This window comes from Streptomyces sp. NPDC025638 (assembly GCF_055558775.1).
Map to the genome: position 1 here is coordinate 29,075 of NZ_JBVHLX010000003.1, position 16,565 is coordinate 45,639.

Below are 16,565 nucleotides of genomic sequence, written 5' to 3' on the forward strand. Positions count from 1 at the left end.
CGGCGGAAGGACGGTAGAAGTGGGATGACGGGGCCGAACGCGGAGAGGCCGGCCATGCGTGCGCCCGGTGGCCTCGGCCGCCGCGTTCTCCCCGCGGTCAGGGTGTCCATGGGGGCAGATTGGGCGATGATCGACATGCACGGTGCCACCCCACGCGGCAGCGGCTCCGAAGCGCTCCCGGAGGCTGCCGCCCCAGCCACCGCGGTCGTCGACGCGCAGGGGATCGTCACCGACTGGAGCGCGGGTGCGGAGCGTCTGCTCGGCTACCCGCGCCAGGAGGTCGTGGGCCGCCCCGTGCACCGTCTGCTGGGCTCGGGCGCCGACGTCGAGAAAGGCCTTCACGCCGCTCTCGGCGGCCAGAGCAGGACGACCCTGCTCCGCCACCGGGACGGCCGGCACGTGGAAGTGCGACTGCACGCCTACCCGTCCTTCGACGGCAAGGGCCGTTCCCAGCAGCTCGTCGTGGCGACACCGCCGGAGCAGGTGCCGTCGGACCTGGCGACGGCGGAGGAAGCGTTCGCGCAGTGCCATCTGCCGGTGATGGTGTACGACTCCACCCTGCGGGCGGTGCGAGCGACCGCCGGCGCCATACGCGAGCTCGGTCTGAGCGAGGAGCAGATGCGCGGTCGGCGTGTCACCGACCTCCTGCCGCCCCACATCTGCCGCTCGGTCGAGGACGGCATGCGGCGCGTGTTCGTGACCGGAGAACCCGAACGGTTTCATGTGCGCGGCAAGACCCGGCCACAGGCCCGCGAGCGGGTGTGGTCCATCACCGTGTCCCCGCTCAGGACCCCGGCGGGGCAGGTACGGCACGTGGAACTGTCCGCGCTGGACGTCACCGAGCAGCACATGGCCCGGGAGCGGCTCGCGCTGTTGAACGACGTCAGCGCACAGGTGGGCAGCACGCTGGACGTGACGCGGACGGCTCAGGAGATGGCCGACGTGGCGGTGGGCCGGCTCGCCGACTTCGTCACCATCGACCTGCTGGACGGCCTCTTCCGCGGCATCGAGCCGACACCCTCCTTCTCGGGCACCGTCGCCCTGCGCCGGGTGGCGCAGCAGTCCGTCCTGCCCGGTGTGCCCGAGGCGGTGATCCGGCCGGGGGACGTGGACGAATACCCGGAGTCCGCGCCGCCCGTCCGCTGTCTGGCCACCGGCCGGGCCTCGCTGCACCGCACCATCGACGAAGCCGTCAGGACCTGGCAGGAGGCAGATCCCGAGCGGGCGGGGATCGTCCGCGCGTTCGGCATCCACTCGCTCATGGTCATTCCGCTGCGTGCCCGCGGGATCACCCTCGGTGTGGCGGTCCTCGTCCGCCATCGGCGCCAGCACCCCTTCGAGGAGGACGACCTCCTCCTCGCCGAAGAGATCGGCGCACGGGCCGCCGTGGCCGTGGACAACGCCCGCCGCTACACCCTCGAACGCAACACCGCCCTGGCCCTGCAGCGCAGCCTGCTCCCCCGCCGGCTTGCCGCTCAGGAAGCGGTCGAGGTGGCGTACCGCTACCTTCCGGCCCGAACGCGCGCGGGGCTGGGCGGGGACTGGTTCGACGTGATCCCGCTGTCGGGCGCCCGGGTCGCACTGGTCGTCGGTGACGTGGTGGGACACGGCCTGCAGGCCTCCGCGACCATGGGGCGCCTGCGGACCGCGGTACGCACGCTGGCCGACGTCGACCTTCCCGCCGACGAACTCCTCACGCATCTCGACGACCTGGTCACCCACATCGCGGCACAACAGGACAGCAGCGAGGAGGACGCGTCCGAGCTGGAGATGCCCACCGATTTCGTCGCCACCTGCCTGTACGTGATCTACGACCCGGTCTCGCGCCGGTGTGCGGCCGCCTCCGCGGGCCACCCGCCGCCCGCCGTCGTCACGACGGACGGCACGGCCGACCTGGTCGAGCTGCCTCCCGGCCCACCGCTGGGTGTGGGCGGGCTGCCCTTCGAAACCGTCGAGTGGGAACTGCCCCCGGGCAGCCTCCTCGCCCTCTACACCGACGGCCTGGTCCAAGGCCGCGAGCACGACCTGGGCACGGGCCTCGCGCTGCTGCGCAGGTGTCTTGAGCGGCCCGCCGAATCGCTGGAGGCCGTCTGCGACAGCGTGATCCACACCCTGCTCCCCGCACAGCCGCAGGACGACGTCGCCCTGCTGGTCGCCCGTACCCGGGCCCTCGACGCGAGTCAGGTGGCCACCTGGGACCTGCCCTCCGACCCGGCCGCGGTCCCGGGTGCCCGCGCGGAGGTCCTGGCCCGGCTGACCGCGTGGCATCTGCCGGATGTGGCCTTCACGGCCGAGCTGGTGGTCAGCGAGCTCGTCACGAACGCGATCCGCTACGGGCAGTCGCCCATCCAGCTGCGTCTGATCCGCGACAGCACCCTCATCTGCGAGGTGTCCGACGGCACCAGCACCGCCCCGCACCTGCGACGCGCCCGCACCTTCGACGAGGGCGGCCGCGGCCTGCTGCTCGTCGCCCAGTTCGCCGAGCGCTGGGGCACACGGCACCATACGAACGGGAAGACCATCTGGGCGGAGATCGAACTTCCCGGCAAGCGGGCATGACGTCGGCACCGCCACCGTCGAACGACCCTCCCCGGCCCGCCGTTCGGCCCCAAACCGGTGCCGTCCGGTCCCTGTGAGCCCGCCGCCCGACGCGCTTTGCTGAGAGCGTCGGAGGAGGCAGCCATGAACAGCGAAACCCCGGCCTCGCGCCCCCGTGGGCGCCGCCCGCTGATGCTCACCGCGGCACTGACCCTGCCGCTTCTCACCGTCGGCGCCTGCGGCACGGGAGGCGGTACGGCCGGGCCGGAGGCTTCGACACGCCCCGGACAGTCCACCGTCGGATCAGGAACGTCGGGCGGGACCTCGGGCACACCGGCTCCGTCCGGGACTGCCAGCCCGTCGCCGACGGCTCCCCGCGCTTCGGGAAGCGGCTCGCCGAGGGCCACCGAACACCAGGTCTCGACGAGCGTGTACTTCCTGAACGGCGAGCACATGTCGCCCGCCCCGCGCACCGTGACCGCCCCCGCCACGGCCACCGGGGCCGTCCGCGCGCTCCTGGCCGGCCCCAACCGCTACGAACGCCTGCATCACCGCACCACGGCCATACCGTCGGGCACGGCCCTGAACTCGATCGCGGTCCACGACCATGTCGCGACCGTGGACCTCTCCAGCAGGTACGACGACGGCAAAGGCGCCCTCTCGCTGCGGGCGCGGCTGGCCCAGGTCGTGTTCACCGTGACCCGCTACCCCAGCATCGACAAGGTCCGCTTCGAGCTCGACGGCAAGCCTGTCTCGTCCTTCGGCGGCGAAGGCATCGTCCTCAACGGACCGGTGGGACGGGCGGACTTCGAGGACGTCTCGCCCGCCGTGCTGGTCGAGTCCCCGCTCATCGGTGAGGGTGTCAACAGCCCCCTGCGGGTGCGGGGAAGCGCCGACACCTTCGAGGCCGAGTTCCGGCTGAAGCTGACCGACGCCTCCGGGCGTACCGCTGCCGACGTGCTGGTCCGGGCCACGTCCGGCACGGGGACGCGTGGGACCTTCGACGTGTCGTTCCCCTACAAGGCGGTGCGCTCCGGACCCGGCCTGCTCACCGCGTACTACGTCTCACCGAAGGACGGCAGGCCCGTCACCGTCGACACGGTGCCGCTGACCGTGAACCGCTGAAGGAGGAGTCCACGGGGGCAGGGTCAGGGGGTCCGCGCTTCCCAGGCGAGTACGTCGGTCACCGGGCGCCGCGGCAGAGAGCGTACGTAGGGCACATACCCCAGCCGGAGGATCATCTGCGGGAACGCGCCCCCGCTCAGTGTCCGCCGGATCCGCACACGCAGCGGGTCGATCTCCAATGGCTGGGTGTGGAAGGCCGCCATCACGTCCTGGGCGGCGGCATGCAGCAGGACCCGTTCGAGTGCCTGGCCGGCCCGCAGCCAGGCCGAGCGGTCGTCGCGGTCCGTGCTGAGCACGGCCACCCGTCCCGAGCGTCCGGTCCAGCGCCGCGGAGGTGTGGGGAACATCCGGGTGAGGTCGGCGTAGTCCCGTCCGGCGAACGGGACGCAGTCCGGGTGGTGCACATCCGTACCGACCGGAATGCCGTCACGGCGCGCCCGGGCGAGTCGCCAGGTCCACCCGGCCTGCTCGGCGGCATGCGCCGGATCCGTCCTGTGGACGTCCTCGGCGGCCCGGACCATCTGGGACAGCTCCCGCCGGCCTGCGCTGTCGTCGATCCAGTGCAGCGTGGCGCCCTCCCGCCTGGCCTCTCGGCCCAGCTCATCGGCGAGCGTGGCGGGCAGCGGGTCCGGCAGGAACGGTCCGCGTGCGCTGTGCCTCAGGCGCAGTGCTTCGAACAGATCCTGCTCGTCTAGGCCCGGACGGACATACGCGCCCCACATCACCCGGGCGAGGTATGTGGGGTCGGCGGGGCAGGGGAAGGTCTCGACGACCGGGTTGAACCCCAGGTGCCGCATGGCCAGTCGGACGTTGAAGAGCGCCGCGCCGCAACTGACGACCATTTCACGGCCGTGGGGATCGCGGACCAGGAGGCGTCGCGCCGGGTCCGCGTGCAGTTCGAGGCCCTTGCCGTCGTCGTCCATGACGAAGGCCCACGGCTGGGTGTTGTACACCGAAGGCGCGGAGACGGCCGCCCGGACCAGATAGCCGGACGCGTAACGGGAGTGTGTGCAGCCGACGGACATGACCTGTAACGCCCTTCTCCAGCTATGTACCCTTATGTACGCCATCGCACCGGCCCGGTTGCCTCGTCAGTCGTGCGGCACGAGCGCGACCGGCCGGTGCACATGGCGGATGAGTGCGTGGGCCACGGGCCCGGTGTGCGACCCGACGGCGACACGGCGCCTGCGCCGGCCCACCACCAGCAGCCCGGCACTTTCGGCGGCCCGCGCGACCACATGGACGGCGCGGCCCTCGTGGAGCGTCTCCCGGACCCGCACGGAGGGGTACTTCGCGCGCCACGGCGCGAGCAGTGCCGTGAGCTCGCGTGCCGCCTCCTCCCGGATGCGGTCACGTTCCCCGTTGCCCGGGCCGATCCGGCCGAGCGGCACATGCCAGGCGTGCACGGCCTCCAGCGACGCCCACCGGAGTTCGGCGGCACGGAAGGCGAAGTCCAGGAGGTCGTCGCACGGCCCGTCCACCGCCGCGACGACGTCACGGTACGGCGTACGCGTGGACGCCCTGCACGAGCCGTCCGGCAGATGCTCGTCCGCCGGCGTCTCACCGGCCCGCACGAGGACGACGGGTCGCTCGGCGTGGGCCACGGTGGCCATGGCGACCGAGCCGGACAGGAGCCCGCCGACGCCGGCGAGGCCCTGGCTGCCGATCACCAGCAGCTCGGCGTCCTCCGCCTCGGCGATCAGCGCGGGACCGGGCTGCCTGCGTACCGGTTCGGCGGCCATGTAGAGCTGTGGGTAGCGCTCGTTCAGCCGGTCCAGTGCCGCGCGCAGCACGCGTCGTGCGTGGTACTGCGGTGCCCGCACCTCGGGCAGGCCCGCATCGCGGTCGTCCTCGGGCAGCCCTTCCCAGGCGTGCACCAGTCGCAGCGGCAGCCCTCGGCGCAGCGCCTCCCTGGCCGCCCAGTCGGCCGCGGCGAGGCTCTCCCGTGAACCGTCCACTCCGGCCACCACCGGCCTCGTCATGACCTCCACCTCCTCACCGGTTCCGTGGTGTGGTCCTCGCGCGCCTTCACCAGTAGGGCACGACGGCCACGGGGCAGTAGACGTGCTGGATGGCGGAGTGGGTCGTGGGCCCGGTGCGCGGGCCGATCCGCCGCTGCGCGAGGTGATGTCCCACGACCAGGAGGCTCGCCCCGGTCGCCGCGCGCAGCAGCGCGTTGGCGGGCTTGTCCTCCACCACCGTCTCCAGGACCTCCACCTCGGGATACTTGTCGCGCCACACCTCCAGCACCGCCTTGAGGAAGCCGAGCCACTCCTCGGCCCGCTGCGGATCGTCGACCAGCCCGATGTCGCCCTCGCCCCGGCCCAGCGGCCCCGGCGGCTGCCAGGCGTGCACCGCCCGCAGCCGGGCCCGCCGCAGCCGGGCCGCCTCGAAGGCGAACTCGATGACCTCGTCGCACGGCTCGCTCAGGTCGATACCCAGCACCACGTCCCGGTGACCGGTCGTCGTCGAGGCGCTGCCGTCCGGGGCCGGCAGATGCTCGTCAGCGGTGTCCTCGCCGGCCCGCACCAGTACCACCGGCCGCGTTGCCCGGGCGACCACCCCCGCCGCCACCGAACCCACCAGGAACCCGGTGAAACCGCTCAGCCCCCGCGACCCCAGCACCAGCAGCTCGGCCCCCTCGGCCGCCTCCCGCAGCCGCTCGACCGGCGGACCCTCGACCAGTTCGTCGTACAGCCGGACCTCGGGACACGCGGCACGCACCCCGTCCTCCGCCTCACGCAGGACACGGCGTGCGAGATGCCTCCGTGCGGCGTTCTCGATCTCGCCGTCCCGCGGGCGCGGGTGGCGGTTCCAGGCATGGACCAGACGCAGCGAACGGTCGCTGCGTACGGACTCGCGGGCCGCCCATTGTGCGGCGGCAAGGCTTTCGGGGGATCCGTCCACCCCTACGACCACGGGCGGAAGCATCATGACAACTCCAGGTGTTGGGTCAGGTTCGCACTACCAGCCTCACCTCACCGTCACCGGGCGGCCAGGGGCCGCCAGGGCCTCACCCGGGACCATCCGGCCCACGTCCTGGGCTCGACGGCCGAGCGGAGGCGTCCTGAGGGCCGCTCGGCCCGGCGCCGTGCCCGCTCAGCCCATGTGCGCTCGACGGCCGACGCCGGAGGCTGAAGACGAAGCCCCTCGCGGGGAGTTCGCGACGACCGTCATCCAGGACGCGTGGGTACAGGCTCCGTTGGCTGACGGCAGACAGGAGGCTCAGCCATGAAGGCCACGAAGATCGGCGCCCTCATGACCGTCGACGTCGTCACGGCGGTCCACGGCACGCCCTTCAAGGAAGTCGTCCGGCTGCTCGGCGAGCACCGCATCAGCGGGCTCCCGGTGATCGACGACGACCACAAGGTCGTCGGCGTCATCTCCGAGACCGATCTCATGCTCCACCAGACGCATCCGACCGAGTCCCACGGCACCTTCGCCGCCCTGGCACACCGCCTCAGCCACTCCGTACGGGAACGCGCCGCCAAGAGCCGGGCGCGCACGGCCGGCGGGACGATGTCCGCCCCCGCGATCACCGTGCGGGCCGACGCGACCGTTCCCGAGGCGGCACGGCTGATGACCGAGCACCGCATCGAGCGGCTGCCCGTCGTCGACGAGGAGGACCGGCTCGTCGGTATCGTCACCCGCCGCGACCTGCTGCAGGTCTTCCTGCGCAGCGACAGTGCGATCCAGCGCGACGTGCGCCAGGAGGTCTTCGTCAACACGCTCTGGCTCGCCCCGCACACCATCGAGGCCACCGCCCTCAACGGTGTGGTCACCCTCAGCGGCCGGATGGAACGGCGCAGCGACATCCCCATCGCGGTCGGCATGACACGCCGCGTCGACGGTGTCGTGGACGTCGTCGACCAGCTGACCTACCGACTCGACGACACCCGGCTCCAGCCCGCCGAACAGGCCCTGCACGGCCTGGCCGACGACTGGCTGCGCAAGCTGTGAAGCGCGGCGGCTCACATACCGGCGGTACCGATACGACGGCCTGTGAGCCGCGCCGGCTGGATCGACACCCACATGTCACGCCGGCCGCCGGCCCATGAGTCGGTGCAGGCGCTCTCGCTGAGCCGCCGTACGGTGCCGGGGTCCGTGACCACCTGGGCCGGGCCGACGGCGAGCACGCTCCAGCCCCGGCTCAGGGCGTCGTCCACATGGTCGACCTCGAAGGCGACCTCCTTCCCCACGGCCGCCGCGGGCACCGAGTCGGGCGCCGTGCGAAAGACGATCACGTCGTCGACGACCACGTAGTTGACCGGGACGACCGCCGGGCCGTCGGGTGTCGTCACCGCGATCCGTCCGATGCCGTGGGTGGAAAGCCGGGCGCGGCATTCGTCGGGGCTGAGCTGCAGCAACTGAGGGTGCAGCAGCGCCATGCCCCGGCCGGGAGGTAGATCCATGCCGCCCCCGCGCAGGGCTTCGACGCTGGTGCCCAGCGCGGCGGCCAGGCGGATCAGGGTGGCCAGGGTCGGGTCGGCCGGGTGTTCCTCCAGGTAGGCCAGATAGTCGGGCGCCATCGCGGCGCGGCGGGCCGTTTCGGTCCGGCTCATCCCCTGCCGCCTGCGTTCGGCGGCCACGCGTCGTCCGATGTCACCGGGGTTGGGTCCGCGCCCCGGCTGGACGCGACCGGACTCGTACTCGATGTGCCGGATATGAGCGTCGGGCCCGGGAAACACGAGCGTCACCTCATCGGTGCCCGACCAGCGCACGTCGTAGGGAGGTGTTCCGTCCTCGTGGTGGAGTCCGACGATCTCGCCGTCACGTCTGGCGGCGCCGGTCGTCGGACTTTCGATGACGAGTAGATCGCCGAGGTGTGCTCGCATGACCGCCGCCCTTTCCGCACAGTGCCGCTGTATCCAACGTGCCATGGGCAGCACACCGCCGCACGGACGGAACGCTCTGCCCGTGCGTCACGAGACTCCCTCGCGGATGATCACGACAGGGCAGTTGGCGTGCTGTGCGACATGCTGGCTGACGGAGCCGAGCAGGGCCCGTGCGAAGCCGCCCCGCCCATGGCTGCCGACGACCAGGACCTCTGCGCCCTCGGCCGCCCTGAGCAGCACGTCGACGGGGTTGCCCTGCACCAGGTGGCTCCTGACGGCGTCGGCGGCCTCGTCACCGAGCACGTCCCTCAGCTCCTGGGCAAACCCTCGCCGGGCGTTCTCCTCGTCGAGGGTGGCGTCGATGGCCGGGGCCATCCACACGCGCCCGCCCGGCAGGTCCCACGCGGACACGACGTCGACGTCGGCGCCGATGAGGCCGGCGTAGCGGACGGCCCACCGCAGCGCGTCGTTCGAGGACGGCGACCCGTCGACGCCCACGACGACTCGAGGCTTCGAGGCATCGGTGTCCATGTGTCTCACCTCTTCTGTGGTCCTACCCTCCACGCTGCGCCACTCTTTCCCGGCGCGCCACGAGGAGAGGGCCGGGGCATGGCATACGGGTGCCGGCAGGGCTTCTGCTCGGTACGGTGGCGGAGCCGCTCAGCCACCCCCGCGCAGAACACGGGACAGCCCCAGAGCCGCCGTACGCGCCAGTCGGACGGTGACGCAGGTGAGGTCGGGTGCCTCGCCGACGGGTGTCCAGGGGCCATGGACAAGGCCTCCGGAACTCGCGTTGTCGGCGACCGTGTCCACCAGGGTGATGTTCCAGTCGCGAATGCGGCTGTCGACGATCTCCAGGGCCGGGGCGACCGCGTCGGTGGCGGCCACTACGTCGTCACCGGTGACGCCCGGGCCGCGCAGGGGGCGGGAGAGCCAAAAGCAGATCTCCGGTTCGATGCGGGGCCGGCAGTAATGGCGTGCGAAGACAGGCGCGCCGTCCCGGTGGACCATGTCGTCCAGCAGATGGCCGAAGTCGGGCTCGGTGACGCCGGGGAGTTGCTGCATCGCGGTCGAGGTGAGGCCGATCTTGTGACCGACGACGGTGGCTCCGTCGGCCTGGCGGCGGGCGATGTTGTGCCGCTGGACGGCGTAGGCGTCGGCCAGGTCGAGGCCGGGCAGCAGGGCCGACAGCGGCTCGATCGGTGCCGCACGGTGCTCGGCCCGGCGCAACAGTGCGGCAGCGTCTTCGCGTTGTCGGGCCGTCAGGCTCATTCTTCGCTCCGCACGGTCATGCGCAGGGCCGCCTCGTAGATCAGGCGCGCATGGAGTTCGAACATCGCCACGAGGTCGAACGCGTCGCCGCCGCTGATCTCCCGCTTGATGAAAAGACCGTCGGCCCCGGCGACCGCGTAGTCCGCGAGGGTGTGTGCGTCGTTCTCGTCCAGGTCCGGGGCGAGGGTCCGGATCATCTCGATGATCTTCTCGCGGGCGATGGTGCGGACCTGGAGAAACACGGTCCGGCCCCGGGGTTCGACGGGGCGCCGCTCCAGGGCGAGCATCAGTCCGAGGCGCAGAAAGTCCGGGGCGTCGACCAGTGACCTCGCCACGTTCGCCGCCATGACGGTGGCCCGCTCCAGCGGCGTGCCGGTCTCCTCACCCGGCAGTACGACGGCCGTCAGCCAGGTGTCGAAGCTCCGCTCGATGACCGCGGCGATCAGGTCGTCCTTGTCCTTGAAGTGCCAGTAGATCGAGCTGGCGGGCAGGCCGCACTTGGCGCTGACCGCCGCGATCGAGGTGCCCTCGTAGCCACGTTCTCCGGCGATCTCCACGGCGGCGTCGAGGATCCGCTGCCGTGACTCCACGCCGTTGGCGCGCTTCTTGCGCGTCGTCTGCGGCCTGGTCATCGGTTGGCCCTCCCGTCGTACCTGCTCTTGACCGTCTCCGGCACCGAGCTTAACGTAGCGACCGTTCCAATTGGAATGATCACTACAGCAAGAGCCGACAGGGACGACAGTGAGGTGGCTCGGTGAGCCGGATCAACGCGAGGGACAGAGCCGGGAACAGCGCGTATGACGTTGCGGTGATCGGTTACGGGCCGACGGGAGTGACCGCGGCCAACCTGCTGGGAGCCATGGGCCTCAGGGTCGTGGTGGTGGAGCGCGACGCGGAGGTCTTCTCTCGCGCGCGGGCCATCTCCACCGACGAAGAGGTCGTACGGATCTGGCAGCGCATCGGCCTGGCCGAGCGGCTGAAGCAGGACATGCTGGCCGAGTGCCCCCTGGACTTCGTCGGCGCGAGCGGCCGCCCGTTCGTCCGGGTGCGCCCCGTCCCGCGCGGCCATGGGCACCCGCCGCAGATGTTCATCTACCAGCCGGCGCTGGAGCAGGTCCTGCGTGACGGGGTCGACCGCTACCCCGATGTGGAGGTGCTGCTGCGGCACGAGTGCCTGCGGATGCGCCAGGACGCTGACGGCGTCGAGCTCACCGTGATCGACGCCGACGACTCCGTACGGCGGCTGCGTGCGGCCTACGTCATCGCGGCCGACGGCGGCTCCAGCCTCACCCGCGCCCAGCTGAACGTGGGCTACGAGGGGCGGACGTACGAGGACCGCTGGGTGGTCGTCGACACCGAGATGCTCAAGCCCTGGCCCGACCACGACAAGCTGCGCTTCCGCTGCGATCCGGCCCGGCCGGCCGTGGACTGCCCGACCCCGCTCGGTCACCACCGCTGGGAGTTCCCGATCCTGCCGGGCGACGACGAAAACTACCTGGTCACCGATGATGCGGTGTACGAGCTGGTGTCCCGGTACGGCATCGGGCGGGACAACATCGAGGTGCTGCGCGCCACCGTCTACAGCCACCACGTCCGCTTCGCCGCCCGCTTCCGGGTGGGCCGGGTCTTCCTCGCCGGCGACGCCGCCCACGCGATGCCGCCGTGGATCGGGCAGGGCATGGCCGCCGGGGTACGGGACGTGGCCAACCTGTGCTGGAAGCTCGACGCGGTGCTGCGGGGCGAGCTGCCCGAGGCGGTGCTCGACAGTTACGAGGCCGAACGGAAGCCGCACGTCAAGGAAGTCACCAGGCGGGCGGTGTTCGTCGGGCGGATGATCACCGAACGACGGATCCCGGTCACCCGGATCCGCAACACCGCCCTGCGGACCCTCGACCGCCTCCCCGGCTTCGGCAACTGGCTGCAGGAGTCGAGCTGGATACCCGTTGCGCAGTACGCCCAGGGCCTGCAGGCGCGGCCGCGCACCAAGGCGTCCGGGCACCAGATACCGCAGCCCCGGGTGACCGGACCCGATGGCAACCGCGTCCGCCTGGACGATGTGCTCGGCGGCCGGTGGCTGCTCCTGCACGGCGGCTTCGCCGTGGCGCAGCCCGCGTGGGAGCGCCTCGGTGTCGATGCGCTCACCGTCACCCCCGTCGGCTCCCGGCCTGCCGAGGGCACGGTCGTCGACAGCGACGGCGTCCTGCTGCCCTGGATGAACGAGCGGCGGGTGACCACCCTCGCCCTGCGACCGGACGCCTACGTCTACGCGGCAGCGTCCACCGGCGCCCAACTACCCCCGCCCCCGGCTGGGTTCGACCCGGCACCGCGCCCGACCACCTCGATCACCTCGTGAGGACCACCGTGACCACGCACACCGAACTTCCGCCGATGCGGGAGTCGCTGCTCGACGCAGCGGGCAAGAAGATCTTCGTCGCGGAGACCGGCGACGGCCCGCCCCTCCTGCTGCTGCACGGCGGCGGCCCGGGAGCCTCCGGCGTCTCCAACTACGCCCGCAACATCGCCTCGTTGGCCAAGGAGTACCGGGTCATCGTCCCCGACCTGCCGGGCTACGGCCGCAGCACCAAGGGGGTCGGCGGCACCGACCCGTTCGGCCACCTCGCCGACGGAATTCGCGGCGTAATGGATCAACTCGGCCTGGACAAGGCTCACTTGGTGGGCAACTCCTACGGTGGCTCCTGCGCCCTGCGTCTCGCCCTGGACACCCCCGACCGGGTCGACCGCATGGTCCTCATGGGCCCCGGCGGCGTCGGCACCACCCGCGCCCTGCCCACCCCGGGTCTCACCAGCCTGCTCAACTACTACTCCGGGGACGGCCCTTCGCGGCTGAAGCTGGAGAGGTTCATCCGCAACTACCTCGTCTTCAACGCCGCCGACGTACCGGACAGCGTCATCGACGCGCGTTACCGGGACAGCATCGACCCGGAGGTCGTCGCCGCCCCGCCGCTGCGCCGTCCGTCCGGCCCGAACGCCCTGCGCACCCTGTGGAAGATGGATTTCACCCGCGACGACCGCCTGTCCCGGCTGCCCGTCCCCACGCTGGTGCTGTGGGGCGCCGCGGACAAGGTCAACCGGCCCGGAGGCGGCCGCACCCTGGCCGAGCGCATGCCCAACTGCGACCTGTACCTGGTCGCCAACACCGGTCACTGGGTGCAGTTCGAACGCGCGGAGCTCTTCAACCGGCTCTGCGCCGACTTCCTGGCGGGCCGGCGATGAACCCACCAGGTACGCCCTCGGTCTTCGGCGCGGTCCATCTCGGCTACCTCGTCATCGAGACCCATCACTTCTCCGACTGGCGCCGCTTCGGCACCGACGCCATCGGCATGCACCACGACGAGTTCGACTCCGGTGTCATGCGCTTCCGCCTGGACGAGCATGAGTGCCGTTTCCTGCTCCGGCGTGGCCCGGCCGAGGACGTCGTGACGACCGGCTGGCACGTGGACGACCACACCGCCTTCGAGCAGATCGAAGCCCGGGTCCGCGCCCACGGCGTCCCCTGCGTCGAGGGCACCGCCGAGGAGGCCGCCCTGCGCGGCGTCGAACGCCTGCTGCGATTCCCCGGCCCCAAGGGCATCACCCAGGAGATCTACACCACGCCCCGGTTGTCATCGGAACCGCTGCGCATGACGGCCTCCGGTTTCGTCACGGGCGACTCCGGCATGGGCCACGTCGCGATCACATCCACCAGACCGACGCAGCTGCGCGGCTACTTCAACACGGTCTTCGACGCCCGCCTCACCGACTACATCGACGAGACCATCAGCGGCGTCAAGCTCAAGATCCGCTTCCTGCGCGTCAACGAGCGCCACCACTCCATCGCCGTCGCGGCCGTCCGCGGCCTGCCCATCGATCCCGTCCGCACCCGGGTCCAGCACCTCAACGTCCAGGTCGCCACGCTCGACGACCTCGCCCGCAGCTATCAGCGGGTGCACGAACTCGGCTTCGACATGGCCCTGTCCGTGGGCCGGCACACCAATGACAAGGAACTCTCCTACTACGCCCGCACCCCTTCGGGCTTCGAGTGGGAAGTCGGCTGGAACCCGATCGTCGTCGACGAGAGCACCTGGCAGCCCACCACCCACCAGGGCATCAGCATCTGGGGCCACACCCCCGTCGGCCGCACGATCATCGACAGACTCGACCAGTTCCGTCTCGCGGCCCGCTCACTCACCCACCCGGAGAACACCGTCCCCGCCCTGAGCGGCACCGGCATCCCCGACGACTGATCGGTTCCCTCGCGCTGCCTGGCGGGTCCGGGTAATTCACTGTCCCCCGCCATGGCCGTGCAGCATGATGCACACATGTCCGAAGACACCTCCGAGTGGGTCACCTTGTCCAGCTACGAGAACGTCACCGGCTGCCCACGCCCGACGCGGCTCGTGGCCGATTGACTGCGGGACCGGGGCATCGACTGGTGGCCCTTTCCCGGGCCGGACGTGCGGATCGACCACATGTGCGGAAAGCGGCCCGACGGGCACTGGTACGGCACGATCGCCGTCCGCATCCGCGCGGATGCCCTACGACGGCTCGGACTGCACCCGGATCAGCCGACCTCGGCCCCGGCGGACCCACTGCCTCCCAAGTGGTGGGGAAGAGGAACGTGGTGAGTTCCGGGGGCATTGTCAGTGGTGGCAGGCAGGATGACCGGCATGACGACACCGATTGCGCAGATCGCTGATGCCGCCGCCTACGCGCAGGCGGTCGAGGACGCGGTGAAGGCCGCTGCCGCCTACTACGCGGGCGGCACCTCGCCTCTGGACGACGACGCCTACGACAAGCTCGTACGGGGCATCGCCGCGTGGGAGTCCGAGCATCCCGACCAGGTGCTGCCCGATTCACCGACCGGGAAGGTCGCCGGTGGTGCGGCCGAGGGCGATGTGCTCCACACGGTGGCGATGCTGAGCCTGGACAACGTGTTCTCGCCGGAGCAGTTCGCCGCGTGGGCCGCCTCACTGGCGCGCCGGATCGGCCATGAGGCGGAACGATTCAGCGTCGAGCCGAAGCTCGACGGACTTGCCGTCGCGGCCCGCTACACCCAGGGCCGGCTGACCCGGCTGATCACCCGTGGCGACGGGACGGCCGGCGAAGACGTCTCGCACGCGATAGGCACCATCGAGGGGCTGCCCGCCACCTTGTCCGAACCGGTCAGCGTGGAGGTGCGGGGCGAAGTCCTCATGACCGGTGCGCAGTTCGAGGAGGCCAACACGGCGCGCACCGCGCACGGCGGGCAGCCGTTCGCCAACGCCCGCAACGCGGCGGCAGGCACGCTGCGCGCCAAGGACCGCGCCTACGCGGTGGCGATGACGTTCTTCGGCTACGGCCTGCTGCCGCTGCCCGACACCGACCCCGCTTTCGCCACACGGCTGGACGGCCTCGCTCACAGTGAGCTGATGGCGCTGGCCGCCACGCTCGGTGTGCACACCACCGCCGGCACCGCGGTACCCGGCACCACGGCCACCACCACCGACGAGGTGCTGGTCCGCGTACAGGAGATCGCCGCCCTGCGCGCCCAACTGCCCTTCGGTATCGACGGCATCGTCATCAAGGCCGATCTGGCCGCCGATCAGGAGGCCGCCGGAAACGGTTCGCGGGCCCCACGCTGGGCGATCGCCTACAAGCTGCCCGCCGTCGAGAAGATCACCCGGCTGCTGGAGGTGGAGTGGAACGTGGGCCGCACCGGCATCATCGCCCCGCGCGCCGTCCTGGAACCGGTGGAGATCGACGGCTCCACCATCACCTACGCGACGCTCCACAACCCGGCCGACATCACGCGCCGTGATCTGCGCCTGGGCGACCACGTCATGGTCCACCGCGCCGGCGACGTGATCCCCCGCGTCGAAGCCCCTGTCGCCCAGCTGCGCACCGGCGCCGAGCAGCCGATCGCGTTCCCCGAGGCGTGTCCGCGCTGCGGATCGGGGATCGACACCAGCCAGGAACGCTGGCGCTGCGAACAGGGCCGCAACTGTCACCTCGTCGCCGCCCTCTCCTACGCCGTGGGCCGCGACCAGCTCGACATCGAAGGCCTTGGCACCACCCGCATCGTGCAGCTCGTCGAGGCCGGTCTGGTCGGCGATCTCGCCGACCTGTTCACGCTCACCCGCGACCAGCTCCTCGCGCTGGACCGCATGGGCGAGACGAGCACCGACAACCTGCTGGCCGCCCTGGCCACGGCCAGGACGCGGCCGCTGTCCCGGGTACTGTGCGCACTCGGCGTCCGCGGCACGGGCCGGTCCATGTCGCGACGCATCGCCCGGCACTTCGCCACCATGGACAACATCCGCACCGTCGACGCCGACGCGCTGCAACAGGTCGAGGGCATCGGCACCGAGAAGGCGCCGTCCATCGTCGCCGAACTGGCCGAACTCGCCCCGCTGATCGACAAGCTCGCCGCGGCCGGGGTGAACATGACCGAACCCGGCGCCACTCCCCCGCCGAGCGCCGAAGCCGACACGGAGACCGGCGCCACGACCGACGCTCCCGCCGCCGGCCCGCTCGCCGGGATGACAGTCGTGGTCACCGGCGCGATGACCGGGCCGCTGGAGCGGCTGAGCCGCAACCAGATGAATGAACTCATCGAGCGGGCGGGCGGCCGTTCGTCCTCCAGCGTCTCCAAGAAGACCGGTCTGGTGGTCGCCGGCGAAAACGCCGGTTCCAAGCGGGCCAAGGCCGAAGACCTCGGCATCCGCCTCGCCACACCCGACGAGTTCGCCGTACTGGTCGCCGACCACCTCGACTGACCTCGACGCCCGCCCCTGTCTGTCGGCGCCCCCCTCTCGG

General features: G+C 71.3%; 14 protein-coding genes. 7 read left to right on the forward strand and 7 right to left on the reverse strand.

From position 1 onward, the window contains the following. Window positions 1-108: 108 nt before the first annotated feature. Both ACZ4EG_RS08090 and ACZ4EG_RS08095 read left to right on the forward strand, forming a co-directional pair. Window positions 109-2,559, forward strand: coding sequence for a SpoIIE family protein phosphatase (locus ACZ4EG_RS08090; RefSeq protein ID WP_467790007.1), 2,451 nt, complete (start codon window positions 109-111; stop codon window positions 2,557-2,559). Between the two features lie 123 nt (window positions 2,560-2,682). Continuing rightward, on the forward strand, window positions 2,683-3,663 hold the full coding sequence (locus tag ACZ4EG_RS08095; RefSeq protein WP_453546730.1) for a GerMN domain-containing protein: 981 nt from the start codon (window positions 2,683-2,685) through the stop codon (window positions 3,661-3,663). A 23-nt stretch (window positions 3,664-3,686) separates the two neighbouring features. Here ACZ4EG_RS08095 and ACZ4EG_RS08100 read toward each other — a convergent pair whose 3' ends face one another. The 3 genes from ACZ4EG_RS08100 to ACZ4EG_RS08110 form a co-directional block, all read right to left on the reverse strand. Further along, window positions 3,687-4,688: an Acg family FMN-binding oxidoreductase gene (locus ACZ4EG_RS08100; RefSeq protein ID WP_453546728.1), complete on the reverse strand. Its 1,002-nt coding sequence runs from the start codon at window positions 4,686-4,688 to the stop codon at window positions 3,687-3,689. A 66-nt stretch (window positions 4,689-4,754) separates the two neighbouring features. Continuing rightward, the gene (locus ACZ4EG_RS08105; protein ID WP_467790008.1) at window positions 4,755-5,645 is read right to left on the reverse strand and encodes a universal stress protein; all 891 of its coding nucleotides are present in this window, start codon (window positions 5,643-5,645) and stop codon (window positions 4,755-4,757) included. Between the two features lie 46 nt (window positions 5,646-5,691). Continuing rightward, entirely contained in the window at window positions 5,692-6,594 is a 903-nt protein-coding gene (locus ACZ4EG_RS08110; protein ID WP_467790407.1) for a universal stress protein, read from the reverse strand. Between the two features lie 300 nt (window positions 6,595-6,894). Between ACZ4EG_RS08110 and ACZ4EG_RS08115 the strand changes: the two genes are divergently transcribed. Continuing rightward, window positions 6,895-7,623, forward strand: coding sequence for a CBS domain-containing protein (locus tag ACZ4EG_RS08115; RefSeq protein WP_467790009.1), 729 nt, complete (start codon window positions 6,895-6,897; stop codon window positions 7,621-7,623). Between the two features lie 11 nt (window positions 7,624-7,634). Here the strand turns inward: ACZ4EG_RS08115 and ACZ4EG_RS08120 are convergent, their stop codons facing one another. The 4 genes from ACZ4EG_RS08120 to ACZ4EG_RS08135 form a co-directional block, all read right to left on the reverse strand. After that, entirely contained in the window at window positions 7,635-8,498 is an 864-nt protein-coding gene (locus tag ACZ4EG_RS08120; protein WP_467790010.1) for a pyridoxamine 5'-phosphate oxidase family protein, read from the reverse strand. Window positions 8,499-8,585: 87 nt separating this feature from the next. Beyond that, complete coding sequence (locus ACZ4EG_RS08125; protein WP_453546717.1) at window positions 8,586-9,029, reverse strand: universal stress protein; 444 nt, start codon at window positions 9,027-9,029, stop codon at window positions 8,586-8,588. Window positions 9,030-9,158: 129 nt separating this feature from the next. Then, entirely contained in the window at window positions 9,159-9,770 is a 612-nt protein-coding gene (locus tag ACZ4EG_RS08130) for a 2-keto-4-pentenoate hydratase (RefSeq protein WP_467790011.1), read from the reverse strand. After that, the gene (locus ACZ4EG_RS08135; RefSeq protein ID WP_467790012.1) at window positions 9,767-10,402 is read right to left on the reverse strand and encodes a TetR/AcrR family transcriptional regulator; all 636 of its coding nucleotides are present in this window, start codon (window positions 10,400-10,402) and stop codon (window positions 9,767-9,769) included. Before ACZ4EG_RS08135 ends, ACZ4EG_RS08130 begins: the two co-directional genes overlap by 4 nt. Before the next feature lie 122 nt (window positions 10,403-10,524). Between ACZ4EG_RS08135 and ACZ4EG_RS08140 the strand changes: the two genes are divergently transcribed. The 4 genes from ACZ4EG_RS08140 to ligA all read left to right on the forward strand — a co-directional run bounded on the left by ACZ4EG_RS08140 (window position 10,525) and on the right by ligA (window position 16,525). Then, window positions 10,525-12,123, forward strand: coding sequence for a bifunctional 3-(3-hydroxy-phenyl)propionate/3-hydroxycinnamic acid hydroxylase (locus tag ACZ4EG_RS08140; protein ID WP_467790013.1), 1,599 nt, complete (start codon window positions 10,525-10,527; stop codon window positions 12,121-12,123). Between the two features lie 35 nt (window positions 12,124-12,158). Next, complete coding sequence (locus ACZ4EG_RS08145; RefSeq protein ID WP_453546860.1) at window positions 12,159-13,004, forward strand: alpha/beta fold hydrolase; 846 nt, start codon at window positions 12,159-12,161, stop codon at window positions 13,002-13,004. Further along, window positions 13,001-14,014 (forward strand): VOC family protein, encoded by a 1,014-nt coding sequence (locus ACZ4EG_RS08150; protein WP_467790014.1) that lies wholly within the window; start codon window positions 13,001-13,003, stop codon window positions 14,012-14,014. Before ACZ4EG_RS08145 ends, ACZ4EG_RS08150 begins: the two co-directional genes overlap by 4 nt. 423 nt (window positions 14,015-14,437) lie before the next feature. Beyond that, window positions 14,438-16,525 carry an NAD-dependent DNA ligase LigA gene (ligA, locus tag ACZ4EG_RS08155; protein ID WP_467790015.1) on the forward strand — a complete coding sequence of 696 codons (2,088 nt, stop codon included), beginning with the start codon at window positions 14,438-14,440 and terminating at the stop codon, window positions 16,523-16,525. Window positions 16,526-16,565: the final 40 nt, after the last annotated feature.

Excerpts from the sequence above, each read along its gene's own strand:
- ACZ4EG_RS08090 (WP_467790007.1), top strand. The coding sequence starts at position 109 with ATGGGGGCAGATTGGGCGATGATCGACATGCACGGTGCCACCCCACGC.
- ACZ4EG_RS08095 (WP_453546730.1), top strand. The coding sequence starts at position 2,683 with ATGAACAGCGAAACCCCGGCCTCGCGCCCCCGTGGGCGCCGCCCGCTG.
- ACZ4EG_RS08100 (WP_453546728.1), bottom strand. The coding sequence starts at position 4,688 with ATGTCCGTCGGCTGCACACACTCCCGTTACGCGTCCGGCTATCTGGTC.
- ACZ4EG_RS08105 (WP_467790008.1), bottom strand. The coding sequence starts at position 5,645 with ATGACGAGGCCGGTGGTGGCCGGAGTGGACGGTTCACGGGAGAGCCTC.
- ACZ4EG_RS08110 (WP_467790407.1), bottom strand. The coding sequence starts at position 6,594 with ATGCTTCCGCCCGTGGTCGTAGGGGTGGACGGATCCCCCGAAAGCCTT.
- ACZ4EG_RS08115 (WP_467790009.1), top strand. The coding sequence starts at position 6,895 with ATGAAGGCCACGAAGATCGGCGCCCTCATGACCGTCGACGTCGTCACG.
- ACZ4EG_RS08120 (WP_467790010.1), bottom strand. The coding sequence starts at position 8,498 with ATGCGAGCACACCTCGGCGATCTACTCGTCATCGAAAGTCCGACGACC.
- ACZ4EG_RS08125 (WP_453546717.1), bottom strand. The coding sequence starts at position 9,029 with ATGGACACCGATGCCTCGAAGCCTCGAGTCGTCGTGGGCGTCGACGGG.
- ACZ4EG_RS08130 (WP_467790011.1), bottom strand. The coding sequence starts at position 9,770 with ATGAGCCTGACGGCCCGACAACGCGAAGACGCTGCCGCACTGTTGCGC.
- ACZ4EG_RS08135 (WP_467790012.1), bottom strand. The coding sequence starts at position 10,402 with ATGACCAGGCCGCAGACGACGCGCAAGAAGCGCGCCAACGGCGTGGAG.
- ACZ4EG_RS08145 (WP_453546860.1), top strand. The coding sequence starts at position 12,159 with ATGCGGGAGTCGCTGCTCGACGCAGCGGGCAAGAAGATCTTCGTCGCG.
- ACZ4EG_RS08150 (WP_467790014.1), top strand. The coding sequence starts at position 13,001 with ATGAACCCACCAGGTACGCCCTCGGTCTTCGGCGCGGTCCATCTCGGC.
- ligA (WP_467790015.1), top strand. The coding sequence starts at position 14,438 with ATGACGACACCGATTGCGCAGATCGCTGATGCCGCCGCCTACGCGCAG.